The organism is Spirobacillus cienkowskii, from assembly GCF_037081835.1.
Taxonomy (GTDB): Bacteria; Bdellovibrionota_B; Oligoflexia; order Silvanigrellales; family Silvanigrellaceae; genus Silvanigrella; species Silvanigrella cienkowskii.
The window spans coordinates 2,752,283-2,777,969 of record NZ_CP146516.1 but is presented as its reverse complement, the minus strand read 5'-3'; the positions used below and the strand labels follow the sequence as shown (position 1 = coordinate 2,777,969).

Below are 25,687 nucleotides of genomic sequence, written 5' to 3'. Positions count from 1 at the left end.
GGTAAAAAATATTATTAACTTTAGCTGTTTTTTTTATTATAAAAAATTATCCCATTCATGTTTTAATATTGAATACATATAGCTATCATAGTAATAATTATTTTTAAATACATAGTTTCTTAGAATTCCTTCTCGTTTCATACCAATTTTTTCCATGAGTTTATAGCTTTTTTTATTTTCAATCATACATGTTGCTTCAACTCTTTGTATAATATAATTATCAAAACAATGCTTTAATAAAGAAATTGCGGCTTCATAAGCATAGCCTTTTCCCCAGTAATTTTCGTTAATTGCGAAACCAAGCTCGTATGTGTTTAATGACATACGTTGTTTTTGTAATAAACCAATAGTGCCAATAACTGTTTCATTAAAATTTTCGTTTATAACTATTCCTAAGTTACTTATAGGAAAAATTTTGTAAATTTTTAAAATACTTTTAACAAATTTAATGCTATCTTTTATTGTAACATGGCTATCCCATGTTACAAATTTTGAAACATTAATATTTTTAGCATAGTTAAAAATATGCTCTGCATCTTCTATAACTAAATGCCTTAAATATAATCTTTTTGACTTTATTATAATAGAGTCTTCTTTCATATTTCTCCTTAAATTTAATTGATATAAATTAATATACTGATAAAATATTATTCTATAATATTTTTAAAAAAATTAATATATATTGTATAAAAAATTTTATTAAAAATTTTGTCTTAATAGAAAAAAATGTTATATTTAATAATTTTATTTATTTTGTATGGAGAATAAATAAATGAGTAATCAAAGAATTTGTAAATTTTTTAAAATAACATCTTTTTTAGCAATTTTTTTTCAATTTTCACTTTATGCATCGGGATCTTATTTATTTTGTATAAACGATACAGTTTCTAATCAACATATTATGAAAGAAGGCATAGGGTGGAATTGGGCAAAAGGGGGCGATAAAAATAATTTATTTGAAGACTACAAAGATATTATAGAAATATACCCAAATGGTATTTGGTTAAAAGGTCGTTTTTACATAAAAATACATCAAAATTTTAATTCAATTATTGGTTTAAAAATATATCCAATTTTTTATAATGATGATGATGCGTTAAATTTTTGCGAAACATTAAAAAAGAAATGCCAAAATGATTTTGGAGAACGTTTTAGTCGCGTAGGGGTTTCTACTTGGGCGATACCTAGATTAATTTGGGGTGAAGTTACCTTAGATGTATATGATCCATATGAAAATAACTATGAGGATTTAAAATGCAATATCGTTATTTCTCGTTAGCGGTACCACTTTAACACAAAAAGCCCTCTGGTATTAATTCAGAGGGCTTTTAAAATGATGGGGTGACTGAGGGGACTTGAACCCCCGCATGATGGAATCACAATCCATTGTCTTAACCACTTGACTACAGCCACCATAGTAAGACCAACATCAATACTTTACAAAGATCTCTGTGTCAAGTGCAGAAAATAAACTCCTTTAGTTTGGATGATCTACATGTTATTATAGGTTAATTTTACAGAATACCTTTTAGGTTTGTAAAGAAGGGTAATTGCATGGAGCTTCTTAAAATAGAGAAAATGAGGAGATTTTACGAGATTTTTCCTTATCCAAACCGTCCTCTGATAGTTTTACCTAAAATTGAGGCGCAGTTTACGGCTCATGGAGGATTTGGTTTTGGTATTGCTTTAGGCAAAACAAATATAGCCTATACAATCTGGAAGCTGAGCAATGATTTTTCTGTTTTTGGAGGTTATGCCAATAAAAAAGAATGGCTCTGTATTTTTGTTGAACTGAAAAATCTTTTTTCTGATGAAAAAAGAATATTATTAGTTGGTTGTGGAACCGATGAGCCTGTATTGTTTAGAAAATTGCACCCTAAAAACGAAATTATTGCAATTGATCTGAGTCGAAAGGCAATTGAAAAGGCAAAAAAGAAAATTTCTTTTTTGAAAATTGCAAATTTTATTACCAAACGAGTAAAAACTAGTAAAATTGAATTTTTGCAGGGCAATGCAGAAGTTATTTTAAATGAAAAGGCCCTAGGTAAGTTTGATTTTATTCAGTGCTTTGGGGTGCTTCATCATCAACCCGACCCCTTACCATTATTTTCTGCAATGGCCCAAAAACTAAATTCTGGAGGCGTCTTACGCCTTATGGTTTATAGCTTTCATGGAAGAAAGCTTGAGCGTCGGATTCAAACTCGTTATCAAAATATTTGGAGCGGCTTTTTTCAAAAAAAACATTTTAGATTCAAGATCTTATCGCATTATGCTTTACTAAGGTTTTGGCAGTTTTTTAATTTTTTAGGATTTTTTGCTTCGAGCAGAAAACGATTTTATTACTTAGGGGCTGGTTCTGTTAGCGTCGCAGATGCTTTTATGCATCCCTCTGATCCAGGAATACCTTTAAATTTAATAAATGAAATGGCAAAAAAATTAGAGCTTGAAATGATTTATTGTGAAGGTAAGTTAGAAGATAGGGGGTATGTTTTGGGGTTTGATGATCCCATTTCTACATGGAATAAAATTGTAGAAGCGGATGAAAAACAAGAATTATTGACAAATCCTATAATAATTTTTCGTAAGGTATGACTTTTTGAAAGATAATTTTGAGTTAAAACATTTATTTTTAAATTCTAATCCTTGGTTTTCTGCAGTTTCTGATTATAGTTTACAACTTGCATTGTATCTTAATCAGCCCGATGGAGTATTGTATTGCTCAGAAGTAGGTCATACAGCAATGCAGCAAAAATGCTTAGAAAATCATTTACCTTTTAAACATTTGCCAATTCATAGGCAAACAATAATTTCTTTTATGACGAGTTTAATTTTTATAATTCAAACCTTATTTAAGTATAAAAATAAACAAATTTTTTTTTGGACCTTTGAAGGTAGAGAACATTCTCTTTGTGTTGTAACTAAAATATTATTTCCTTTCTTATGGAAAAATAAAAAATTAATTCGAGTTAGAGGTCAAGCGCAAAGACTTAAATCAAATTTTTTTTCAAGAATAATTTATAATTATTTAACTAATAAAATTATATTTGCTGCAGATTGTATAAAAAAACAAGTTGGTTTTGAATTGAATAAAAATAAAACAATTGTTCATTATTACGCTAAAGATGCAATGCCTCAAAAAAATTATGAAAATAGGTTTTATTTAGACAGCTCATTTCCACCAATAGATAAAAATAAACTCTCTTTTTTAGTTATTGGAAGATTTGATCCCGTTAAGGGGCATGATTATTTATTAGAAGCATTTAGCAAGGCAAATTTTAAAGATAGATTTAATAATACAATAGAAAGTCAGTTAATTTTTTTAGGGTACAAAGCAAATATTAACCCACAAAATATTTTTTTAAAACATTTAAGTAAGTTTGATATTCAAAAATCTAATGTTAATAAGTTTTTTTTAGAGGATTCTTCTCAAAAAAAACAAGTATTTATAATTGAAGAAAAAATTAATAATATAGAAAACTTAATTGCTACTGTAAGTTTTGGGGTTATTCCAAGCTTAGGGAGTGAGGTTATTTGTAGAGTTGGAGTAGAATTTTTACAAAGCGGTATTCCTGTATTAAGTTCAAATGTAGGAGCACTACCAGAAGTTCTTTCCGTATTTAGTAATTTAATTTTTAATTCCGGAGACGAAGAAAATTTAAAACAAAAATTAGAATATTCAGCTGCAATCTTTTTAGAAAAAAACCAATATATTCTTCTTAAAGATAAAGCTAAATTAGAAGGAAATAATAGGTTTTCTTCTAGTAGTTATAATTCGCTGCTAAATTTTATATACAATTGATTCAAATAAATAACTAAGTATCTTTTGGAAAAAAATGGAGATCATCGTGTTTAAAACTAATATAAAGTTTTTTTGAACTAAAATCATTATTTATTTTATTTGTTTTGATTATGATAGAAATGTTAGAATTATCAATTTTTCCATAAACAAGACTTTCATGACCTATAATTTCGAACATTTCAAATTTAAATGGTATTGATTTTTTGTCTTCAATATCCGTTAAAATTTTAATATTTTCTGGTCTTATTCCAACAATACAGTTTTTATTGAAATTATTAAAATTAATATAGTTCGAAATATATTCTCCAGGAATAAAATTCATAGGAGGGTTTCCAATAAAACCTCCAACAAAAGTTGAAGCTGGTTTAGTATACAATTCTATTGGAGTACCAATTTGTTCAATATTTCCTTTGTTTAGTAAAACAATTCTATCTGCAAGTGTCATTGCTTCAATTTGATCATGTGTTACATAAATACTAGTAGTATTAAATTTTTTTTGAATTTTTTTAATTTCAAAGCGCATTTGTGTCCTTAGTTTTGCATCTAAGTTACTTAATGGTTCGTCAAATAAAAAAACATTGGGATCTCTAACTATTGCTCTACCCATTGCAACTCGCTGTCTTTGGCCACCACTAAGTTGACTAGGTTTTCGTTGTAGAAGCTCATTCAGTTGAAGAATTTCTGACGCAAAATTAACTTTTTTTATAATTTCTGATTTTGATACTTTCTGTAACTTTAGTCCGTAAGCGATGTTATTAAACACCGTCATGTGGGGATATAAAGCATAATTTTGAAAGACCATAGCAATTTTTCTATCTTTAGGCTCAATATTTGTTACATTTTTTTCTCCTATAAATATTTCGCCTTTTGACACCGCTTCAAGACCTGCCACTAAACGTAATAAAGTTGATTTTCCACAGCCACTTGGCCCTAAAATAACTATAAATTCACCATCACTAATTTTTAAATTAATATTGCTTAATATTCGTTGATTGTTAAATAACTTTTCTAAACTTTTTAATGTTACTGTAGCCATTTTTTATTCCTATTAATTTATTTTTCAGAATCAATCAATCCTTTTACAAATAATTTTTGCATAAATACAACAACAAATATCGGTGGGAGCATAGCAATTACAGCAACTCCCATTACCTTTTCCCACGGGGTTGCACCATCTGGAGAAATCATTTGAGTGAGAGCAATAATGATAGTGTTCATACTTTGTTTTGTAGTAATAAGAAGCGGCCAAAGGTACTGATTCCATCCATAAATAAATAAAATTACAAAAAGAGCTGCTATTGTTGTTCTAGAAAGTGGAAAAACGATATCCCAAAAAAAATGCAATGGACCTGCCCCATCAATTTTTGCTGCTTCACAAAGTTCATCTGGTATTGTCATAAAAAATTGTCTAAATAAAAAAGTTGCAGTTGCTGAGGCAATTAAAGGAATTGATAAGCCGTGATAAGAATCTAAAAGATTTAAATTTGAAGCCATTTGAAATGTTGGAACTATACGAACTTCAATTGGGAGCATTAATGTTATAAAAATTAAAAAAAACAAAGTTTTTTTAAAAGGAAAATTGAAATATACTATAGAATATGCTGATACAATAGAAATTACAGTTTTACCAATTGTTATTAATACTGTTGTAATCAGACTATTTAATAAAAGCTTCCAAATTGATATACCTGGTAAAATATTTTTTTCGGGATTTAATATTTCTAAATAGTTTTTAAATAATTGTGTGCCAGGAATTAATCCTATTTTTCCGTGTAATATATTTTGTATGCTTTCTGTAGATGCAATAAAGCAAAAGTAAATAGGAAATACAATTATAATTGTTCCAAATATCAATATAAAATTGGTTAAAAAATAAGTTTTTTTAAAATTATTAAACATTTTTAATAGTGAACCTTTTTTTCTACAAATTTAAAATGGATTAATGTTATTATGGATACAAAAATCATTAATATTACAGACTGTGCTGCAGAACTTCCTAAATTAAGATTTATAATTCCATCAACATAAACTTTGTAAACGAGATTTGTTGTAGAATATCCAGGTCCTCCTTGCGTGGTTGTAAAAATTATTCCAAATGTATCAAAAAATGTATAAATTAAATTCATTATAAATAAAAAAAATGTTGTTGGAGAAATAATTGGTATAATTATATCAATAAATTTTCTAAAAGAACTAGCGCCATCAATAGAGGCTGCTTCAAGTAGTGATTTTGGTATTGACTGAAGACTAGCTAGATAAAATAAAAAATTATAACTAATTTGTTTCCAGCTTGCTGCAACTATTATTAAAATTAATGCATGATTTTCATTTAAGTTAGGATCCCATAAAATATTAATTTTTTGCAAAATATTTGATATATATCCTATGGATGGATTAAATAGAAAAAACCATAATATTCCTGCAATTGCAGGGGCAACAGCATAGGGGCATATAATAAGAGTTTGATAGACTATTTTTCCAAAATTAACTTTATAAACAAGTCCAGATAATATAAGAGAAATTGTTAAACAAATTAGAGTTACAAAAAAGCTAAAAATTATTGTTACAAATATAGAAGATAAGTAATTATTATCAAAAAATATATCTAGGTAATTTTGAAACCATATAAATTCTGTACTTAAGCCAAAAGCATCTTCTTTTAAAAATGATTGCCATATTGCCAATATTGCAGGCCAAAAAAAGAAAACAGATGAAATAAGTATTTGTGGAGCTATAAGTAAGTATGGTAATAATTTAGAATTAAAAATTACTCTTTTTTGCACTTATCCACCTGTTTTTTGTATAATTTCATTACCTTTTTCTACAGCATTATCAAGAGCCATTTTTGCTGTAATCTTACCAGATAGCATCGACTCAAAATTTGATTCTACAATGTTACGAATATTTGGCAGTCCATTAATTCTTAAACCTTTTGAGTTTTCTGTTGGAGGCTTATTATTTAATTCAGAAATTGCAATTTCATAACCAGAATTATTTTTATAAAATCCTTGTAACTTAGTTTGTTCGTAAGATTTAAAGGTAACGGGTAAATAACCACTTGTTTGATGCCATCTTGCCATTACCTGAGGTCTCGATAAATATTCAATAAAAATTGCTGCTGCTTTTTGATGGTCTTTTGGAATTCCATTAAAAACCCAGAGACTCGCTCCTCCAATTATTGTGTTTTGTGGTGCGCCAGAAACATTTTTATAATATGGAAGAGGTGCTACAGAAAATTCGACGTTAGATGCTTTGACATCACCATATGAACCGGTTGAGTCAAAATACATTCCGCATTTTTGAGTTGAAAATGCCATTTGAGCTTCGGAGGTTCTACCATAATAAGTAAAAAAACCTTTTTTATTTGCATTTTGTAAATTTTCCCAATGTTGCACTTGTATTTTAGAATTAAAAGTGAGCTTCGGTTTTTTTGAAGACATTCCGTTGTGATCTGTTGCATAAGGAATATTGTGCCATGCACTAAAGTTTTCTAGCTGAATCCATGCTGGCCAAGCAGAGGTAAAACCACATAGAGCAGCACCAGAATTTTTAATTTTTTCTGCGTAAACAAATAATTCTTCCCATGTTTTGGGTGGAGAGTTTGGATTTAATCCAGCCTTTTTAAAAATTTTATTATTATAATATAATATTGGAGACGAGCTATTTAAAGGAAATGAAAAAAGCACGTTATTTTCGCTATAATAACCTTTAACTGCTGGAATAATATCATCATAATTTATTGTAATATTGTTTTCATTTAAAAGTTGTGAAATTGGAATGGTTGCTCCTTTTGCGAAAAGCATTGTCGCTGTTCCAACCTCATATATTTGAATGATATCGGGTTGTTTTTTTGCTCTGTAAGCCGCAATTCCAGAAATCATTGTTTCTTGATATGTGCCTTTTTTAACAGCAATAACTTCAATATCATTTTGTGACTTATTAAAATCTAAAATAATATCGTTTAAGTAATCACTGGTAGTTCCTGAAAGTCCATGCCAAAATTGAATTTTTGTTTTTGAATAAGCATTATTAAAACAAAATAATAATAAAAATATTGGATAAAAAAAATTATAACTATATCTCATACCTGTTATTCCTTCCATGGAAAATCTGTAAAAATTGCAGTAACCCCAGTTTTAAATAATTCATTAGCTCTTTTTGTATCATTTACAGTATATGCCAATACAGGATAATTTTCATTAATTATTTCTAAAATTTTTTCATCGCTTATATTTTCATGATCAATATGAATAGTGTTTGCTTGAACAGATTTTGCAATACTTTTCCAGTCAATTGGTAGTGTTTCAAATAGCGCTCCAATAATTAATTCAGGAAATACTTTTTTTGCGGCTACAAGTGATTCCATGCTAAAGCTTGAAACTATTGGTGGAGGTAGTTCTTTGGGCCATAAATTTTGTAAAACTTTTGCTACTAAAATAGCAGTTTTTTCTTCTTTTTTTGGACATGGTTTTATTTCAATATTTGCTCCTAATTTTAGTTCATTTAAAAGTTTTATTGTTTCTTCAAAAGAGGGTACTTTTTCGTTAGTAAAAGACTCATGAAACCATGATCCTGCATCAAGTTTTTTTATTTCCAAAAAATTAGTATTTGCTACTTTTCCCTTACCATTAGTTGTTCTTTCGAGCGTATCATCGTGCATCACTATTAAAATGCTATCTTGAGTTTCTTTTACATCAAACTCTACCCAACGAGCTCCAAGCTCTTTTGCTTTTTTAAAAGATGTTAGGGTATTTTCTGGTGCAAATCCTTTTGCTCCTCGATGTCCTATAATTTTAGGAATCTTAAGGTTTTTAGGCATGAAACCTCCGTAGACTGTTTATTGACAAAAAATAATTTTCGCGCATATACTAATTTGAAATTAGAAATTTATAAACCCTTTTTAATACTTTCTTACATAAAGTATAATCTTAAATAAGAAAAAGATATTTTATAGAGAATTGTTTATGTTTGATTTTATCTTTTGTATTAGAAAGTTATTGCATGCATGAAAATTTATTATAGTTCTCTTCAAAAAAAACATATTATTAAAAAAGAAATATATGGAGGAAAAGCCCATCCGTATAACGATAAAGTTAGTAGAATTGATTCTATTTTAAAAGCATTTAAATTAGATAATAAATACGAAATTGTAGTTCCAGAAATTATTCCTTACGAGTCGTTGATTGCAGTGCATGATGACGATTATCTCAATTTTTTAGAATCTTCGCAAAATTTAAAAAATGATGAAATTATTTGTCCTTACGTATTTCCTTGCGACAGTCGTATTCAAAGACGTGAGCCATTTATTCCTAAAAGAGCTGGGTATTACTGTTTTGATGCAGGAACATCTTTAATGCATAATACCTGGAATGCAGCAGTGGCCTCGGCCAGTGCCGCGTATGCAGCTGCCAAGCATACAAAAAATACAGGCGAAGCAACCTATGCGCTGTGTCGACCTCCTGGGCATCATGCTTCTAAAAATATGTTTGGTGGTTATTGCTATCTTAATAATGCAGCAATTATTGCAAAATATTTATCAAAATCTGGCAGTGTGATGATTATAGATTTTGATTACCATCATGGTAATGGAACACAAAGTATTTTTTATGATTCTTCTGAAGTATTTTATTTTAGTATTCATGCGCATCCCTTGGTTGAATATCCTTATTTTACAGGATTTGAAGAAGAAATTGGTATTGATGATGGGGTTAATTATAATTTAAATGTTCCTTTAATGCCCCTTTCTTCTCCTAATGAATATTTTAAATCATTATTAAATGGTTTAAATAAGGCTTTTACAATAATGGAACCTGATTATTTAATTTTGTCTGCGGGATTTGATATTGAGTCGGGCGATCCAATAGGTCACTTTAATATAAATTGTTCTGACTTTAATAAATTAGGCAGAGAGTTTTTTAATTTAAAGAAAAAAACAATTATTTTACAAGAAGGTGGTTATTTGGTAAGTGAACTTGGTAAAAATGTTGAAAGTTTTTTAAGTGGATTTTTTTGATAATAAATAATTGAAATTGTTAATTTCTATTATTTAGTGTGTCGAAATCATTTTTTATTTGATGCAGCTCACTACTATGCAATGGTAAAGAATATTGATTGATATCTATACAAAAATCTAAATCAGTTGCTGGTATTGTAAACTTAAATTCAACCTTTCCTTTGAGGTTTTTTTCATTTTTTTCTGATATACACCAAATTGTTCCACCGTGTTCTTGAATGACTTTTTCTGCAATCGCTAAACCAAGCCCAGTGCCATTTTGCTTAAGTGTATAAAAGGTTTTAAACAAGTTTTGTATATTATTTTTTTCTATATAAGAATTATTATTGCCAATACAAAATTCAACAAAAACTTTGTTTTTTTCTATAACATCTTTTGTATGAATCCAAATTTTACCTTGGTATTTCATGGCTTGTAGTGCATTTTCTAAAATATTGGCAAACACCCGTTCCATTTTATGTGGGTTAATAAAGATTTTGCGGTCGTGATTAAATTGATATTCCATTTCTACAAATGCTCTACTATTTAGTAAAAATGTGTCTTTAATGATATTTTCTAAAAATGGAATAATTTCAATTGAATTTTGATGCAGCTCTTCTGAATTATACGCCGTCCACTAAGTTTTTAACATAAGCTTGCCTTAGGTTTTGAATTCATAATTGACTTGACAATTTTTTGTGTTAATTGATTCCAACCACTAGAGCATTTTTGAACGAGATCTTCATAATCTTTATAAATTTTAAATGATAAGTGATTCCTTTTAAAATAACTCCATAACCTTTCAATTGGATTTAACTCTGGAGAAAATGAAGGTAAAAAAATAAATGATATATTTTGGGGTAAAATTAATTTTTTGCTTTTATGTGCACTAGCTCCATCTAGTATCATAATAATATGCTCATTCTTAGGTACGGTCTTGGAGTACTCATTGATAAAAATTTGCATGTTTTCAACATTTAAATTTGGTAATATCATTCCAAAATATTTGCCCGTATCTTTGTTAGCAGTAGCATAAATCCATGAGTTTAAATAACCCATTTGAGTTTTAAATTCTGGTCTGATTGGGAAAGGACTCCAAATACCAGATTTTATTGTCATTTGTCCAAATCGTGATTCATCTTGAAAATCTATGTTTATTTTTTTTCCTGGATTTTTTACTTTAATTTCATTAATTTTATTTGGTAAATCTTTAATCCATTCGGCCATTTTTTCTGGGTCATTTTTTATATGCTTTGTTCTTGGAACAACTCTTCTTATTAATGTTCTTTGAAGGAACTTGTATAACCCACTTTTACTAAATTTTTTTTTAATTTCGTTTTGGATTCTATAATACTATTTATTATTTGGGCATGAACAACTTTTTCCTCATTAAATTCAGAATTTAATTGAATGATTTCAGTTTTTAAAATTTCAACTTCTTCTTTATTTACAAAGGATGGACGACCAGAACGTGGTTTATCAAGTAAAAAATAAATACCATTATTCTTATAGTTTGAAACCCAATAATTTGCCCGTCCTCTTGAAAGGCATAATAAAGTTTCAATCTTTTTTTCAGAAAATCCTACGGAATATAAAAAAATTATAAATAATCGACGTAAAAGATTAAAACTTAATTTATTTTGAGGTATTCTCTTTAAATCATCCATAAGTTGTTGTACATTATTCATTGTGCTGCAGTGTCCTTTTATAAAAGAAAGTACGAATGTTAACTGCAGCATATCCTGTTTTCAATATTCATCAATTTCCGTATAAATATTTATTTTTGGTTATCTATGTTGCCAACAAACTTAGTGGACGGCGTATTAGAACCAATTTCCATGATATCTGTTATAAACCCGTTTACTTTTGTAATAGATTTTTCTATGCTTGGCAAAAATGTATCAATTATTTTTTTAAATTCTTCTTGAGTTTTACATTTTAGCAAAAGATCAACAGTGCATTTAAGCATAGAAAATGGTTTTCGAACATCATGCGCTACCATTTGCGTGGTCATAGCAATGGCCGCATTTTTTTCGTTTTGTAAGGATTGCTGTTGATATTCGTTTATTCTTTTAATTGAGCTATTGATTATATTATACAAATCAATAATTTCTTGAGAGTGATCGTAAGATATTTCAATTTCTTTTAGTTCTGATGATGATTTAAAATGATTGATTAAGTTAATGATAGGGCTAATACATTTTTTTAGAATTTTATTAATTAAAAACATAAGGGTAATTATAAAAATAGTCACTATTTTTATAAATGTTATACAAATAAAAATAACGTCTTCGTGCGAAAATCTATTTTCTATAATACAAATAAAAATTAAAGATACAATAACAGTCAATGCGATAAACATTGCAAGGTATGTGTCTTGTATTTTTTTAATTAAAGGGGCGCGGTTTACTTTTTTAAAGGTTTTTAAACTAAATATGGCGCGCATAACATGTTCTCTTTATTTTTGTTACTCCCCTTCCATTGAAGGGTACTGCCAGTTTGTGTTATGAATTTCGGCCCACATGCTATCACCGAGGTCGTAATGCCACCACTCATAAGAATAGTTGGTAAAGCCCGCGTTTTTCATGATGTTGAATAATATGCGTCTATTCGTTTTAATTTTTTCCCATCTATTTTTATTGATGTTAAATTTTTCGTTGTATTCTTGCTCAAAAAAAATGGTGTGTGAAACCTCTGAGACCTCGTCAAATTCTGTGCCCATATCGAGTAATGTGTTGTTGTAGGTTAAGGTTAAATCAATGGCGCCGCCGCTATTATGCGGCGGTACTTTATTATCTGTGGGGTAGGTGATAAAAAATTTGGTAATTTCAAATAGTTCACTGTGACTTAAGTTTGGTGCTAATGCTTTTTGTTGTTGGTAAATATAATCAAAAAGAGCGTGCTGGGTTTTGAGTGAACGGAACGCATCAAAAACTAAAAAGCCAAACTGTTGTGGCAACTGCTCTAGTGCCTCAATGAGTTTTAGGTAAACCGAATGCCTGGTTAGCATGTGGTTTGTAGCACCTTTTAACTTGAGGTTAAAGTAGACGGGCTCAAGCTGCATGCGATTGTTACTTTTTAGTTCAATAGGGTTACTGTAGTTTTTTAGCAAATTTATTTGTTGAAATGTGGGTTTGGGGTAATTAGTATTAATGGCTATTTGGCTTTGCTCCAATTGAGTAAACATTATGTGTCTCCTTTTGTATTAAGTATGTGTAAGAATATTAAAAACAAACGCACCAAAAAAATTTGCTAATGTGTAGCCAAAAACTCCTAAAATAATCGCGGTAGAAAAATACTCTCTCCAATGCTTTGCCTGAGCTACAGCAACTGCAGTGCCAGGCCCGCCAATTAGGGCTTGAGAGCTAATGATGGTAGAGGCTTTATTAACACCGAAAATTTTGGCAGCTAAAATTATAAATATTGCATGAACAGATATTACAATTATTGGCATTATGATGACCATTTTATCAAGCGCTAATAAGGCTTTAAAGTTTACAGATGCTCCTATCGAAAAAAAGAAAAAGGCAAATGCTGTTGCGCCTAAAACGTATGCTGGTTTGCAATATTGGCTAATTATAGGTATTTGTCCTACAATTATTGCAAGTAAAGTGATCCAAATAATAGAGTGAAAGAAACCAATTATGTTTGACATTTCTTTTCCAAGCATTATAATTAAAGTTGCCATAAATAAACAGGCAGAAATATTTACTAAGCTAATATCTGCTGAATCAAATTCTTGAATTGTGTTATCTGAGGTGTTTGTAATTGTTTGAGAGCTTTTTCCGAGCCACACAGAAGCAAGGACCCAAAGGCTTGTAATAATATTATCTATTGTAAATGCAGCGGTGAAATAGGTTTCTGGAATATTATACATTTTCTGCATTGCAGCAGCGTTTTCTAAACCACCAATGTAGCTTGCGGTAAATTGTGCAGCAAGTTTAAAAGCAGTATCGCCAAGAGCGAAATGCCCAATGTATCCCGCAAGAATACCGCCAACAAAGCTTCCAACAAGCCCAAATAGAAATACAATTAATATTTTATAATTAAGCTTTAAAATATTTTTAAACTTAAAATTTAAAACCATAAGGGTAATACCAATTAGTACTGCATAGCCCTGAAAAAAATCGTACACTTCAGATTGTGATGGGATAATTTTAATTTGGCTGAGTAACATGGCAACTAAAATTACCAAGCAAACACTGCTAACATGAGTAATCCAGGCTAATTTTTTTTCGATTTCAAAACATACAAATAGAGTACCAAATATCACTAACAATAAAACTTGATTATCCATTAAAAACCTAACATTAAAATCAGAACAAAAAATTGTTAAAAAATAAGAAATTTCATTACTTATTTAATTTTTTAAAGAAATTTTGTCAATGAGGGCAATTTATTGTGATTGTATTAAATATAAATTGGTAATCAACAAAAGATTACCAATTAAAAATATATAATATAAATTTTATTTAATTTTTTAATTAAAAATAATAAATAATTTTTCTTATTAAAATTATTATTTTTTTATTCAATTTTTTTAATAAAAAATACAGAGAAAATTAATTTTCTCTGTAGAGTACTGTGATTAATTTTAAAACACTAAGTGTTAAAATGGAATGTCATCATCCATCGGACGTGACGAATTGTTAAATGTAGGGCTTGCAGAAGTTGGGCCGGAGAATCATAGCCACTTGGCCCAGTGTAATATGGGGCATCATTATCATGAATTGCAGGAATCTCTGAGTTATCACGCTGTGCTCCTGAGTTCATGCTTTCTAGAAATTGCATTGAATTTCCTACAATTTCAGTAATGTATCGTTTTTGCCCCTGTTGATCTTGCCAGGAGCGTGTTTGCAATTTGCCTTCGATATAAACCAATCTGCCTTTTTTTAGATATTTATGAGCCAGTTCTGCTTGTCTGCCCCATAATACAACACGATGCCATTCGGTTTTTTCTTCTTTGTTGCCATCTTTAACCCATGTTTCACTTGTAGCGATACTTAGGCTGCAGACTTGTTGGCCGCTTGGGGTGCTACGAAGTTCAGGCTCCTGCCCTAACCTACCGACAAGGATAACTTTATTAATTCCTGACATAAAAAACTCCTTAAAGTGATATGAAAAGATACAAGAGAACAGGGGTGAAACAGCGTTGTTCACTTCATCAGAACTATAGCGGCTATTCTATAGCGTCAATCATGTTTTGTTATTCCTAATTTTTTTACCTAACTTGATCAGTTTGTGATCAAGTTAAAAGTAAAAATATGTCAAAAAATAACCATTTAATTTTATAGCATATTTATAGATTTTACTAGACTTGGTTTAATAGTTGCCGATAAATCTTTAAGCTTTTTGTGTCTTATGTTATAAGAAAGGTATGCTTGCGATAGCAATTGTATAGTGATACCGATTAATAAAAGGCTAGCTGCTCCAATTCTTGTCGCAGCGTACTTTTGGTGACGGTATTAAAAATAACTTGTTAAAATAAGTGGTACGAGGAGAGTATGTATAATTTCCAAAGAACGTTAAAATGCTCTGTTTCATTTACTGGCGTAGGCGTTCATTCTGGAAATATGATTACAGTCGAAATTCGTCCTGCCGCGGCAAATACAGGAATTCTGTTTCAGCGTACAGATTTGCCCAACAAACCTTACATTAAAGCAGATCCCTTTGCTGTATTTGATACAAGTCTTGCTACACGAGTTGGAAATTTAAATGCACATGTTTCTACCATTGAGCATTTGATGGCCGCATTTTTTGGTTTTGGTATTGATAATGCAATTGTGGCGTTAAACAACAGTGAAATGCCAATTCTTGATGGATCTTCAGCACCTTTTTTGGTGCTGTTAAATGAAGCTGGTATTGAAGAACTGAAAGAACCTAAAAAAGTTCTCATTGTTGAAAAAACAATAGAGGTTGTTGACTCCAATAATCCTTTAAGATTTATTCGCATAGAACCATCGAAGCAACCGCTAATATCTTACTCTATTGATTACAATAATATTGAAAGCATTGGGCAGCAGTCTGTAACATTAGATTATACTGCAACAGCGTTTTGCAAGCTTTTCTCTTTTGCAAGAACTTTTGGATTAAAAGAAGAAATTGACTACTTATATTCTCGAGGTTTGGCAAAAGGTGGTTCATTGCAAAATGCAATTGTTGTATCGCGTACTGAAGGTATTTTAAATTCTCATGGACTGCGTCACGAAAAAGAATTTGTCAAACATAAAGCTCTTGACTGTATTGGCGATCTCCATTTAATTGGTATGCCTATTTTGGGGCATGTTATAGCTCATAAAGCAGGACATGATCTTCATAATAAGTTGGCGCGTGCGCTCATCGAAAATGTTGCTGCAAGAAAAATTTTCGTGCCATCTGTTAAAGATGCAAATCGTTTGCAATCGGTGTTATCATTTCCAAAATCACTTGGAGAGATACAAGTCACATTAAATGGATTAGCAATCGGTTAAGCTGCGTGTTAAAAAGTTTCTAATGTTTATCCATTCTATTTTACTTTAAAAATAAATATTGCGCTTAAGTTGTTGACTCTCTACCAATCGAGATTAAATTCTGGCAGAATCCTTGTTTTCTTGTCGCCCTATAATGATGGTATGTGTGACAGTATCCTCCTGGAGTAATTTAGATGACTACAAAACGCAATTATTACGATATATTACAAGTATCAAAAACAGCTTCAGCCGATGAAATAAAAAAAGCTTATCGTAAGCTTGCTGTGCAATACCATCCCGATCGCAATCCTGGAGATAAAGCCGCAGAAGAAAAATTTAAAGAAGCAGCTGAGGCTTATGAAGTTCTTATTGATTCTGAAAAAAGACAACGTTTTGATCAATTTGGTCATGCAGGAGTAAATGGTGCTGGTTTTGGTGAACCGGGCTTTGGAAACGTTGATGATGTTTTCGAGCATTTTGGTTCTATTTTTGAAGATCTTTTTGGTGTGAGGGGGCGCAAAAAAAGATCAGCAAACAGAGCGCGTAAGGGAGAAGATTTACGGTATGATTTAAAAATTTCTTTTAAAGAGTCTGTATTAGGAACAGAAAAAAAACTTCAAATTGCACGAAAAATTTGTTGTCAAAGCTGTAATGGATCAGGAGCTGCTAAAGGAACATCACCAGTTATTTGTCAGACATGTCACGGGCAAGGCCAAGTTGGCATTCAACAAGGCTTTTTTACGTATGCGTCAACATGTATTGACTGCAATGGCTCTGGTAAAAAAATTGAAACCCCTTGTTCTGGATGTAAAGGTTCAGGTTATCAAGTAAAATCATCAAATATTAATGTTAAAATACCTGGAGGCATTGACACCGGCATGCGCTTGCGCGTGGCGGGGGAAGGCGAAGAAGGGCTTAACGGAGGTCCTGCTGGAGATCTTTACGTATTTATTGAAGTCGAAGCGGATCCTCAGTTTAGACGCGAAGAATTTGATTTAATTTATAACTTAAAAATTGGTGTTGCACAGGCTATTTTAGGGACAGAAGTATTAATTGACTGTTTTGAAGAGCAGCCGCGTAAAATTGAAATTCCAGCTGGAATTCAGCCGGGACAGCGCTTGGTAGTTCAAGGTGCTGGGATACCTAAGCTCGAAAAATATGGTCGTGGTAAGGGAGATCTTGTTATTGAAGTGACTGTTGAAATTCCAACTAAAATAAATAAAGAAGCAGAAGAGCATCTCCGTGCATTTGCACAAAAAGTTGGGCAACATGTAAAAAATAACAACGGTTTTTTTGATAAAATATTTGGATAAAAATTTATGTCATTGGCTTTTTTTAATACCATTAGCGGAAAAAAAGAAAAATTTATTCCGCTGCAACATGGTAAAGTAAAAATGTACTGCTGTGGTGTGACTCCTTATGGTAACACTCACATAGGTCATAGTAGAACATTCTTTTCTTATGATTTGCTTTTTAGAACGCTTGAAGATAATGAGTTAAAAGTAGAATGGGCTCGCAATATAACAGATGTTGATGATAAAATAATTCAAAAAGCAAACAAAGAAAATTTATCTTGTTCTGAAATTGTTTCTCGATATGTTTCAGAACAAGACGAAATGTTAGCGCTTTTTAACTTACAGCGTCCTGAGTTTGAGCCTAAAGTTACAGAAAATATTTCTCAAATAATTGAGTTAATAAAAAAATTAATTCAAAAAGAATATGCTTATGTAACAAATTCTGGAGTTTATTATAGAGTTCGTAAATTTACGCAATACGGAAAGTTAAGCAAAAATAAAATTGATGATCTCAAAAAGGGTGCTCGTATTGAAATTGATGAAGCAAAAGAAGATGCTCTTGATTTTGCATTATGGAAGTTTGCAAAACCAAATGAAATTTTTTGGCCATCACCATGGGGTGACGGACGTCCAGGATGGCATATTGAGTGTTCTGCAATGATTCATTCAATTTTTGGAGACAATATAGATATTCATATGGGTGGTAGAGATTTAATCTTTCCGCATCATGAAGCTGAAATTGCACAATCAGAAGCCGCAACAGGCAAACCACTTGCAACAAGTTGGTTGCACGCAGGAATGGTAACTTTATATGGCGAAAAAATGAGTAAAAGTACCAATCATTTTGTAGCAATTAAAGAGTTTCTTGCAAAATATCCATCTGAAGTTCTTCGCTTAGTGTTTCTTTCTGTTTCTTATACTCATCCACTAGATTTTACATTTGAAATGGCGACAGAAAATTTAAAAAAGCTTGCTAAGATTTACCGGTTTGTTTCTTTAATGGATTCTTATGCAAATAAAGTTAATAACAGTGACTTTTATCACGAAGAAATTTTTTCTGATTTAGATAATTTAATTCCTAAAATGCGTGAAAGCTTAGCTGATGATCTTAATAGCGCAGCGGCGTTAGCGGTGTTTTTTGATTTTATTAAGAGTGTCAATGTTAAATTAGTTGCATTTGAAAAATCTGGTAAAGATTTGACTTTAAAAGATCAAGAAAAGTTACGTTCAACATGGTTTGAATTTAAAAATTGGATAAAAAAAGCAATGGGTTTATTGATGGAAGAACCTAATGATTTTTTTGTTAATTTAAGTAATTATAAGCTTACTTCAGAAATATCAGCAGCAGAAATTGAACAAAAACTCAAAGAAAGAAAACTTGCTCGTGCAAATAAAGATTGGGCACGATCTGATGCTATTCGTGACGAATTATTGGCTCAAGGAATACAAATACAAGATTCTCCTACTGGTACAAAATGGACAATTGTTATTTAAATTTAATTGTCACAAAAAATTTGTGGAAATCGATTTAAAATAATTTTTTCTATTTCAACCGCATTTTCCTCTAGAGCTTTTCCTGTTACGTCTAGAACTGGCCATAGTTTATTTTTTTTAAAAATTTCTCGACTCCATTCAAGTTCTTCAAATATTTTTGATAAGTTTGTGTAGTCTCCGCCATGACTTGTGCCAAGCGATTCTACTCTTGCTGAACGAATTTCTGCGAGTCTAGTTGGATCAATTATTAGAGCAATAATTTTATTTTGATCAACTTTAAGTAATTCTTGCGGCAATTCTGTTGCAGGAATTAAAGGGATATTAGCAACTTTATAACCTTTATGACCTAAATACATGGATAGTGGTGTTTTTGAGGTACGAGAAACTCCTACAAGAATTATATCAGCATCATTTAAATCGTAAGATATTATCCCATCATCATGTCTTACTGTATACTCAATTGCATTAATTCTTTTAAAGTAACTTTCGTCGAGTTGTCTCAGTAAGCCAGGAACTGCGCTTGGTCTATATCCTAGCTGTTCTGATAAAGTTTCTAAAAGTGGAAAAAGTATATCAACAACTTTAATACCAAGCTGCATTGAACGTGAAATGAGAAAAACTCTCAAATCAGGATCAACAACAGTTGCAACAACAGTTGCTTTTTTATTTTGAGCAGAAGTTAAAATTTTTTCGAGTAGTTCTCTTGATCTGATCTTATTATGTCTTTCAATACAAACCTCAGAGCTTTCAAATTGAACTTGTACTGCTCGAACAATACTCAAGGCTGTTTCTCCTGTGCCATCGGAAACAGTGTAAATTGTTGGCACATAATTTTCATGAAGTTCATTCATAATCGGCCTTTTTAAAAAAATTGATAATGCCTTTAAAGAAAATAAAGAATTGTTACAAGATGAATTTAACTAAGTTGTCTAGTTTAAATTTTATTCTATAACACTTAGAAAAATTTTTAAAGCATATTGGTAATTAAAATTATTATTAGTTGAACTTTAAATATCAAATTTGCAAATTATTTTAACCCTTATCAGGATGGATTATGTTATCAGAGATTAATTTTTGTATTTCTTTAGTTATTATTGGTTCTTTATTTATATTAAATTGAGAAATATAAATTCTTCTAATTATTATTTCTTCATTAGTACTATTAATTAAAACACTATGATTTTCTATTGGTTCTAAATACTTTAACGAGTATACATCTTTAATAATAATTTTTAAATGATTTTTTGAAACACTATTTCTTCCTTTAGGAGAAAAATTTGTTAAGTTTGTCGAGTTTTCTATTAATTCGCAAGGATAGTTTAATGATTCTAAAAAATTAACTATAGCAGGACATAAAGAAGGAATGTCTCTTGAAGAATTTTTTGGTATACATTCTTCGTAAACTCTTTTCCAAAGGTTTCGATTATAAATTAAATCAACAAGTATTTTTTCATAAAAAGAATCTAATAAATTATTAAATTTATTTTTTATATAAGAAAAAAAATTATGATCATCTATTAAAATAAATTCATTAACTTCGATTGGTAGCAAAATTTCAGGATTATTTTTGTTAATATTTTGAAACATTGCTTCAGTAGCAGTTACTGTTTTATGAAAATATACTTGTTGGTACATACTCCATCTAGCACGTAAATAATCTTCAAATGCTGAAATTCCGCTTCTTCTAAGTGCTAAATGATATTTTTTATTTTTAGAATTATAATAAAAACCAAGAGAATCAAGAATTCTTCCTAAATCAAAATAACCATAAATAATTCCGCATTCTCTTGAGTCTCTTAGTAGATAATCCATTCTATCTGCGTCAATTTCGCCACTTACAATTTCATGTAACAAACTTTGTAAACCGCTTTTTGCGAGTTCACTATTTTTTTCTGGTTCAACATTTAAATCTAAAATTGCACAAATATCTTGACCCATTTGTTTAGTTAATTGACCTAATTCAGAATTAAATAATTTAGAAATAATCATTAAAGTGTATACTTCATGTTTTATTTTTGTTTCTAATAAATTTATATTTTTTTCTTTAAGAGAATTAATTTTTTTTGTGAAAGAGTTTTTGAGCCAATTTGGTAATTTTATATTGTCTAAATTTCTAGAAAATTCATGCCAAGATATCATAAATCTCTCACCAGAATGACTATAAGGGGCATGCCCAATATCATGCAATAAGGCAGCTAAGCGAACGCACTGGCAAATGTAAGCAGAGTTTTCAATCCAATTTAAAGCATTTTCTGTATCAAGGAGTGAGCCGCGTTCATTTTCGTTCGATTTTAAATTGTCTAAAATTAATTGGGGAGCATTTGCAGCAGCGTGGGATAAAGAGCTTAGGAGACGTCTTTGATTTAGTGCAATCGCGTTGAACATTAGTCCGGCTATATGCATAACACCAAGAGAATGCTCAAATCTTGTGTGAGAAGCGCCTGGAAAAACGTATTGGGTAAAGGCGGTTTGTGATATTCTCCTAAGTCGTTGAAATTCTTTAGAATTAATTATGTTTTTTTCTAATTCTGTAAAAGAAATGGTATCGTGCAATGAGTCTCGAATTTTTCCATTAAAGACAAGTTTTGATGTATTTTTGTCAATTAAAGAAAGCCCCTTTCTTGAAATTGAAAGTACCATGGATTCTCCTTAAAAATATCACCCAACAAAAAAGGCATTAATGTTCAGCAGGTGCGCAATTACTATGCAAAATAAATTGACAAAAAAGGTTTGTCTAGGTAAATTTATTGATGCTTTGACTTATGAAAAACAGACTCGTTAAAGTCGGTATTTTCAACGCTCGAGGTTTAGGAATTTCTAAATTGAGAGGCGCTTTTTGTCTATTTGTTGTTAATAGAGCCTGTACCTCGTTGTTACAGAGTAATTTTAACAACATATTCTTACGCGACTCTGTATAAGTTTTTTTTAGATATGTCAAATCCTACAGACTTTTTTTGTCTTTAGGAGACATGTAAATAAAGTTTATATTTCAATAGTTTAGTAACTTAAATTCTTAATTTTGTCTAGTTTTTAGCCTTTAGTAATAAAACTTTAAATTCAAAGAATTAAAGTGAAGTATATTTTTCAGAATAATATCTGAAAGTAGTAGCTAAAGCATCTAAATTAAGTAAAGATGCTTAAGGGGGTTTCTTGGTTCATTCATATATATTGTCTTTTTTATTGGAAACAAGAAAACTTATAAATAATATTAATCTTTCATTTTTTATTTAAAAACATAAATGTTGCTCGTTGTTTGTGTTCATTCAGAAAAGATACAACGAGTTTTATTTTTTGGAGGTTTTACAGCATGAGTGCTGAAAAGTTCTACGATTTTATTGTGGGTCAAAAAGCAGTTTATCCTTGCCATGGTGTTGGAACTATAGAAAATATTGAGAAATGTAGCATTGGCGGTGCTCAACAAGATTTTTATGTGCTTAAAATTCATTCCACTGGCGCAAAAGTTATGGTTCCTACTCGAGCAGCTAAGACAGTTGGGCTTCGTTCTGTTATTTCGCTTCCAGATGTAGAAAAAGTATTTCAAATACTAAAATCTCCTTCTAAAAAATCAACAGCAACTTGGAATCGTCGATTTAGAGCATTAAATGATAAGCTCAATACAGGAGATTTGGTAGAAATTGCTGAAGTTCTTCGCGATTTATCTTCGCTAAGCTCAGATAAAGAGCTTTCTTTTGGCGAAAAGAAAATGCTTGAGCGGGCGCGGAATATGCTTGTTTCTGAGATTTCTGTTGCCAGAGGCGAAGAAAAAAGTGTGATTGAGCACGAACTCAATCATATTTTATTTGCTATTTAATTGTATAAAAGAATAAAAAGGCGTTAGTTTTAATGCCTTTTTATTCTTTTACATTTTTTAAAAAATCGTTAGCAAAATTAGAAAAAGTTCCTTCCTCTATTGTTTTCCGCATTTTCTGCATGAGTTTTTCATAAAACCAAGTATTATGATATGAAATGAGCTTCCATCCTGTTGGTTCTTCACATTTACAGAGCTGATGTAAATATGCTCTTGTAAATTTATTGCAAACGTAACAACTACAGTTTTCATCTATAGGGTTGGTGTCTTTTGCATAAATTGTTCTGCGAAGTTTTTGTTTACCAATAAAAGTGTAAGCAACTCCCTGTCGTGCATGGTTGGTAGGAATAATACAGTCAAACATATCTACCCCGCTCATAACGCCCCTAACAAGATCATGAGGGGTGCCTACACCCATTAAGTATCTAGGCTTATTATTGGGTAAAAGCTTTGCCGTAAATTCTGTAAAATGAATGCGCTCTTCATCTGTTTCGCCAACAGCAAGACCACCAATAGCGTACCCATCAAAATCTAGGTTTATTAGTGTCTCTGCGCTTTCTTTGCGAAGGTTTTCAAAAACAGCACCTTGTACTATTCCAAATAGAGAGTTTTCATCTTTACTTTTTGATAATTTGCATCTTTTAGCCCAGCGATGAGTTCTTTCCATAGCAGAGGCACATGCATCATATTTGCTAGTAGAAGGGACGCAAACATCAAGCGCCATCATAATATCTGAGCCAATAATTTCTTGAAATGCAATTGTAGATTCTGGAGTCATTTTTTTATAACTTTGATCTACATAACTTTTAAAAGTAACGCCCTTTTCGCTTATGATTCTTTGATGCGGTAAAGAAAAAATTTGAAAGCCTCCACTATCTGTGAGAATGGGCTTATCCCAACAAATAAACTTGTGATATCCCTTTAATTCTTTAAGAATTTCTGGGCCTGGTCTCAAATAAAGATGATAAGTGTTACCTAAAATAATTTGAACCCCCATATTTTCAAGCTCAATATGATCGAGCGTTCTTACGGCACCAAAAGTTCCAACGGGCATAAAAACTGGTGTTTCAATTATTCCATGAGAGGTGTGTAATCGAGTTCTGCGAGCTTCAGAATGTTTATCTTTTGCAATGTATTCAAATTTAAGACCCATATAAAATTAACCTGTAAAAAAAATTCTTAGATTATCTAAGAATTTTTTATCATTAACAATTATTTTTAAATTTTCAAGTCACTTCTTTTAAATTAAAAAAAACAAGGTTAAAATATTATTTATTTAATTTAAGGAGTGTTTATTGATCAATAAAGGTATTACTTAAAGAAGAGTATGCAAATTGATTTTTTTTAAACTCGTATTTAATTGCTTTATATAAACCTGGTGAAAATTCATACCAGAATTTATCTACAAGTTTGGGATTGCTACTACTCATTTCTAAAGTGATAGTTGGAATCACTCGTTCGTTTCCTGCATAATTACCTAGGCTTCCAGGGTAAATTCCAAAATCTCTAATCTTATAATTTCCAGCACTTTTAGATAATAATAGTGCAAGATTTTTTGCTCTTTTTTGTTGTTCGGTCAGGTTTCCTAGTTTTAAAAATTTTGGCATTTCGTAATCTAAGTCTAAAAATGCCAACGGTGCGTGGATTGAAATGACTTTATCAGGATTAAATTTTTCAATTAAATCAGCTTGAAATCGAGTTCCTTGTTCTGAGTTGGCAAAATATCCAGGGAACTTTCTTTTATCTCGTCTTTTAGAATTAAACCAATTTTTATAAGCAAATTTATTCCATGTTGAGGTTGGAAAATTACGATTTAGATCAACGCCATTTGCATTTGTTCTTTTAGGAGGATTATTGAGAAACCCATCTGGATTGACTAATGGAGCAACAATAACATGAGAACCTTTGTATAAAAGTGGGTTTTTATAGAGTTCGAATGCAAATTGGAATGAAAAATGGATCGGTGTGAGCTCGTCAGGGTGTACGCCTCCTAGAATTAAAGTGATGTTTTTTTTAGTCACTGCATCTCGAAGTGGATCATAAAATTCCCAATATATTAATGGTCTGCCATGCTCACTGACAAATTCATATTTCCAAGGTATAGAAATACAAGGGCTTTTGCCCCACATTAGTTTTTTATAAACTATATCAATGTGTTGGCAAAGTTCTGCAATTTGTTTTTGCGAACGCGCTCTATGTAATGACTCAAATACTTGAAATGCAGTTAATGGAATTCCGCTGATACTTAAAAGTGAGAGAGGGAAAAATTGATTTTCTAAAGTTGGAGATTTTTCTTCTTTGGCATCTTTCCAAAAGCTAATCGAATAACATTGATAAGTTATTAATATTGCAGGTATAAATATTGTCATTTTAGGTTTAATTTTGCCCAGAAGTTGAGCAATAACCATTGGTTATCCTTTAAAATATTGAAGTCGATTTAAAAAATGCTTTATTTTTTCTTATATTAATTGCACCATATGGGTGAGTCGTTTGCAAGTGTTCCGTCATGAACTAGACTATGCTATTGTGCTTGTGGATTTTTGCAATTCTCACGATTTTTATATCTGTTGTTGAGCTATTAATAATGTATTTAAGGTAAATTTAATGTATGAAAAACATCGATCAATATAATTTAATTAAAAATTTTATAGATGAAAAAATATCTCCTGGTGTCTTGGCGCATGGTGGAGAAGTTAATATTATTAGTTTAGAAAATAATATCTTAACTTTAGAGCTTTCTGGCTCTTGTGGCAGTTGTTCTATTCAGGCGTATACGTCAGAATCTATTTCAAACTATATTTTAGAAGAGTTTCCTGATCTTGATGATGTCATTGTTTCTGATTAATCTTT

The 25,687-nt window shown here is 30.6% G+C and carries 26 protein-coding genes and 1 tRNA gene; 9 read left to right on the top strand and 18 right to left on the bottom strand.

Features of this window, described 5'->3' with window-relative positions; all coding sequences use genetic code 11:
* Nucleotides 1–36 precede the first annotated feature (36 nt).
* Nucleotides 37–600: a GNAT family N-acetyltransferase gene (locus Spiro2_RS12545; protein WP_338636209.1), complete on the bottom strand. Its 564-nt coding sequence runs from the start codon at nucleotides 598–600 to the stop codon at nucleotides 37–39.
* Nucleotides 601–772: 172 nt separating this feature from the next.
* Here Spiro2_RS12545 and Spiro2_RS12540 point away from each other — a divergent pair, with 172 nt between their 5' ends.
* Nucleotides 773–1,279 carry a hypothetical protein gene (locus tag Spiro2_RS12540; protein WP_338636208.1) on the top strand — a complete coding sequence of 169 codons (507 nt, stop codon included), beginning with the start codon at nucleotides 773–775 and terminating at the stop codon, nucleotides 1,277–1,279.
* A 58-nt stretch (nucleotides 1,280–1,337) separates the two neighbouring features.
* Here the strand turns inward: Spiro2_RS12540 and Spiro2_RS12535 are convergent.
* A tRNA-His gene (locus Spiro2_RS12535) sits at nucleotides 1,338–1,413 on the bottom strand.
* A gap of 141 nt (nucleotides 1,414–1,554) precedes the next feature.
* Here Spiro2_RS12535 and Spiro2_RS12530 point away from each other — a divergent pair.
* A complete protein-coding gene (locus Spiro2_RS12530) occupies nucleotides 1,555–2,592 on the top strand; it encodes a class I SAM-dependent methyltransferase (RefSeq protein WP_338636207.1) in 1,038 nt (345 codons plus the stop codon).
* 4 nt (nucleotides 2,593–2,596) lie between these two features.
* The gene (locus Spiro2_RS12525; RefSeq protein WP_338636206.1) at nucleotides 2,597–3,799 is read left to right on the top strand and encodes a glycosyltransferase; all 1,203 of its coding nucleotides are present in this window, start codon (nucleotides 2,597–2,599) and stop codon (nucleotides 3,797–3,799) included.
* A 13-nt stretch (nucleotides 3,800–3,812) separates the two neighbouring features.
* On the opposite strand, the gene Spiro2_RS12520 is transcribed toward Spiro2_RS12525, so the two are convergent.
* Genes Spiro2_RS12520 through Spiro2_RS12500 form a run of 5 tightly spaced genes read right to left on the bottom strand, consistent with a single transcriptional unit; the run spans nucleotide 3,813 to nucleotide 8,618 of the window.
* Complete coding sequence (locus tag Spiro2_RS12520) at nucleotides 3,813–4,835, bottom strand: sn-glycerol-3-phosphate ABC transporter ATP-binding protein UgpC (protein WP_338636205.1); 1,023 nt, start codon at nucleotides 4,833–4,835, stop codon at nucleotides 3,813–3,815.
* Nucleotides 4,836–4,852: 17 nt separating this feature from the next.
* On the bottom strand, nucleotides 4,853–5,698 hold the full coding sequence (gene ugpE / locus Spiro2_RS12515) for a sn-glycerol-3-phosphate ABC transporter permease UgpE (protein ID WP_338636204.1): 846 nt from the start codon (nucleotides 5,696–5,698) through the stop codon (nucleotides 4,853–4,855).
* 2 nt (nucleotides 5,699–5,700) lie between these two features.
* Nucleotides 5,701–6,582, bottom strand: coding sequence for a sn-glycerol-3-phosphate ABC transporter permease UgpA (gene ugpA, locus Spiro2_RS12510; protein ID WP_338636203.1), 882 nt, complete (start codon nucleotides 6,580–6,582; stop codon nucleotides 5,701–5,703).
* A complete protein-coding gene (ugpB, locus tag Spiro2_RS12505; RefSeq protein WP_338636202.1) occupies nucleotides 6,583–7,884 on the bottom strand; it encodes a sn-glycerol-3-phosphate ABC transporter substrate-binding protein UgpB in 1,302 nt (433 codons plus the stop codon).
* 5 nt (nucleotides 7,885–7,889) lie between these two features.
* Entirely contained in the window at nucleotides 7,890–8,618 is a 729-nt protein-coding gene (locus Spiro2_RS12500) for a glycerophosphoryl diester phosphodiesterase (protein WP_338636201.1), read from the bottom strand.
* 186 nt (nucleotides 8,619–8,804) lie between these two features.
* Here Spiro2_RS12500 and Spiro2_RS12495 point away from each other — a divergent pair, with 186 nt between their 5' ends.
* On the top strand, nucleotides 8,805–9,812 hold the full coding sequence (locus tag Spiro2_RS12495) for a histone deacetylase family protein (RefSeq protein ID WP_338636200.1): 1,008 nt from the start codon (nucleotides 8,805–8,807) through the stop codon (nucleotides 9,810–9,812).
* A gap of 19 nt (nucleotides 9,813–9,831) precedes the next feature.
* Here Spiro2_RS12495 and Spiro2_RS12490 read toward each other — a convergent pair whose 3' ends face one another.
* The 7 genes from Spiro2_RS12490 to Spiro2_RS12460 all read right to left on the bottom strand — a co-directional run bounded on the left by Spiro2_RS12490 (nucleotide 9,832) and on the right by Spiro2_RS12460 (nucleotide 14,888).
* Nucleotides 9,832–10,317 (bottom strand): ATP-binding protein, encoded by a 486-nt coding sequence (locus Spiro2_RS12490; RefSeq protein WP_338636199.1) that lies wholly within the window; start codon nucleotides 10,315–10,317, stop codon nucleotides 9,832–9,834.
* Nucleotides 10,318–10,436: 119 nt separating this feature from the next.
* Complete coding sequence (locus Spiro2_RS12485) at nucleotides 10,437–11,123, bottom strand: IS630 family transposase (RefSeq protein WP_338637768.1); 687 nt, start codon at nucleotides 11,121–11,123, stop codon at nucleotides 10,437–10,439.
* Nucleotides 11,069–11,479, bottom strand: a complete 411-nt coding sequence (locus Spiro2_RS12480) for a hypothetical protein (protein ID WP_338634792.1) — start codon at nucleotides 11,477–11,479, stop codon at nucleotides 11,069–11,071. The genes Spiro2_RS12485 and Spiro2_RS12480 overlap by 55 nt, the downstream gene beginning before the upstream one ends.
* Before the next feature lie 89 nt (nucleotides 11,480–11,568).
* Entirely contained in the window at nucleotides 11,569–12,237 is a 669-nt protein-coding gene (locus Spiro2_RS12475; protein WP_338636198.1) for a hypothetical protein, read from the bottom strand.
* A 21-nt stretch (nucleotides 12,238–12,258) separates the two neighbouring features.
* Nucleotides 12,259–12,978: a M15 family metallopeptidase gene (locus Spiro2_RS12470; RefSeq protein ID WP_338636197.1), complete on the bottom strand. Its 720-nt coding sequence runs from the start codon at nucleotides 12,976–12,978 to the stop codon at nucleotides 12,259–12,261.
* Between the two features lie 18 nt (nucleotides 12,979–12,996).
* The gene (locus tag Spiro2_RS12465) at nucleotides 12,997–14,088 is read right to left on the bottom strand and encodes a DUF819 family protein (RefSeq protein WP_338636196.1); all 1,092 of its coding nucleotides are present in this window, start codon (nucleotides 14,086–14,088) and stop codon (nucleotides 12,997–12,999) included.
* A 305-nt stretch (nucleotides 14,089–14,393) separates the two neighbouring features.
* Entirely contained in the window at nucleotides 14,394–14,888 is a 495-nt protein-coding gene (locus tag Spiro2_RS12460; protein ID WP_338636195.1) for a single-stranded DNA-binding protein, read from the bottom strand.
* Between the two features lie 407 nt (nucleotides 14,889–15,295).
* Between Spiro2_RS12460 and lpxC the strand changes: the two genes are divergently transcribed.
* From lpxC to cysS, 3 genes are all read left to right on the top strand, one after another.
* The gene (lpxC, locus tag Spiro2_RS12455; RefSeq protein WP_338636194.1) at nucleotides 15,296–16,261 is read left to right on the top strand and encodes a UDP-3-O-acyl-N-acetylglucosamine deacetylase; all 966 of its coding nucleotides are present in this window, start codon (nucleotides 15,296–15,298) and stop codon (nucleotides 16,259–16,261) included.
* Between the two features lie 173 nt (nucleotides 16,262–16,434).
* On the top strand, nucleotides 16,435–17,553 hold the full coding sequence (gene dnaJ / locus Spiro2_RS12450) for a molecular chaperone DnaJ (RefSeq protein WP_338636193.1): 1,119 nt from the start codon (nucleotides 16,435–16,437) through the stop codon (nucleotides 17,551–17,553).
* Between the two features lie 6 nt (nucleotides 17,554–17,559).
* Nucleotides 17,560–19,029 (top strand): cysteine--tRNA ligase, encoded by a 1,470-nt coding sequence (cysS, locus tag Spiro2_RS12445; RefSeq protein WP_338636192.1) that lies wholly within the window; start codon nucleotides 17,560–17,562, stop codon nucleotides 19,027–19,029.
* 2 nt (nucleotides 19,030–19,031) lie between these two features.
* Here cysS and Spiro2_RS12440 read toward each other — a convergent pair whose 3' ends face one another.
* Both Spiro2_RS12440 and Spiro2_RS12435 read right to left on the bottom strand, forming a co-directional pair.
* Nucleotides 19,032–19,880 (bottom strand): pyruvate, water dikinase regulatory protein, encoded by an 849-nt coding sequence (locus tag Spiro2_RS12440; RefSeq protein ID WP_338636190.1) that lies wholly within the window; start codon nucleotides 19,878–19,880, stop codon nucleotides 19,032–19,034.
* Between the two features lie 181 nt (nucleotides 19,881–20,061).
* On the bottom strand, nucleotides 20,062–21,669 hold the full coding sequence (locus Spiro2_RS12435; RefSeq protein ID WP_338636189.1) for an HD domain-containing protein: 1,608 nt from the start codon (nucleotides 21,667–21,669) through the stop codon (nucleotides 20,062–20,064).
* A 667-nt stretch (nucleotides 21,670–22,336) separates the two neighbouring features.
* Here Spiro2_RS12435 and Spiro2_RS12430 point away from each other — a divergent pair.
* On the top strand, nucleotides 22,337–22,840 hold the full coding sequence (locus Spiro2_RS12430) for a CarD family transcriptional regulator (protein WP_338636188.1): 504 nt from the start codon (nucleotides 22,337–22,339) through the stop codon (nucleotides 22,838–22,840).
* A gap of 40 nt (nucleotides 22,841–22,880) precedes the next feature.
* On the opposite strand, the gene tgt is transcribed toward Spiro2_RS12430, so the two are convergent.
* Both tgt and Spiro2_RS12420 read right to left on the bottom strand, forming a co-directional pair.
* Nucleotides 22,881–23,990: a tRNA guanosine(34) transglycosylase Tgt gene (gene tgt / locus Spiro2_RS12425; RefSeq protein ID WP_338636186.1), complete on the bottom strand. Its 1,110-nt coding sequence runs from the start codon at nucleotides 23,988–23,990 to the stop codon at nucleotides 22,881–22,883.
* A gap of 139 nt (nucleotides 23,991–24,129) precedes the next feature.
* On the bottom strand, nucleotides 24,130–25,245 hold the full coding sequence (locus Spiro2_RS12420; RefSeq protein ID WP_338636184.1) for a M14 family zinc carboxypeptidase: 1,116 nt from the start codon (nucleotides 25,243–25,245) through the stop codon (nucleotides 24,130–24,132).
* Between the two features lie 200 nt (nucleotides 25,246–25,445).
* Here Spiro2_RS12420 and Spiro2_RS12415 point away from each other — a divergent pair, with 200 nt between their 5' ends.
* Nucleotides 25,446–25,682 carry a NifU family protein gene (locus Spiro2_RS12415; RefSeq protein WP_338636183.1) on the top strand — a complete coding sequence of 79 codons (237 nt, stop codon included), beginning with the start codon at nucleotides 25,446–25,448 and terminating at the stop codon, nucleotides 25,680–25,682.
* The last annotated feature ends 5 nt before the right edge of the window (nucleotides 25,683–25,687 follow it).